Consider the following 542-nt stretch of genomic DNA (forward strand, 5'->3'; position numbering starts at 1 on the left):
CACTTGAGCCAGACGGCGAACACCAGAATCAGGACCGGGCCGATCACAAACGACGGAAACACATGCCCGGCGTTGCCGAGCAGCATCACCCCGTAGTCGACCACGCTGTTCTGGCGCACGGCGGCCACCGTGCCTAGAAACACACCGAGAAAGAAGGAGATGACGRTGGCACCCCCACCTATCGCCGCGGACACCGGCAGCGCATTGGCTACCAGTTCATTGACAGACCAGTCGGCATAACGAAACGAAGCACCCAGGTCGCCGTGCAGCAGGCTGTTGAGGTAATACAGGTATTGCTGCCACAAGGGCAGATCGAGGTGGTACTTGGCCTGCAGGTTGGCCAGCACCGCGGCGGACACCTTGCGCTCGTCGTCGAAAGGCCCGCCCGGCGTGCCGTGCAGCAGCAGGTAGCAGACGGTGACGACGGCCAGCAGGGTGGGGATCGTTGCCAGGATGCGCCTGAAGGTGTAGGACCACATGAGGAAATATCTCCGGGCTATGTCAATGTGAGCGCATGAACATGGGGGGGTCGGGTACAGCTT

The 542-nt window shown here is 61.6% G+C and carries 1 protein-coding gene; it reads right to left on the minus strand.

Annotation, left to right across the window (positions count from 1 at the left end):
* Positions 1 to 479, minus strand: a 479-nt coding sequence (locus AC1D0Z_RS23945) for an ABC transporter permease family protein (RefSeq protein WP_477660593.1), incomplete at its 3' end; no start/stop codon positions are given.
* Positions 480 to 542 lie beyond the last annotated feature (63 nt).

Source organism: Polaromonas sp. P1_E3, from assembly GCF_056405935.1.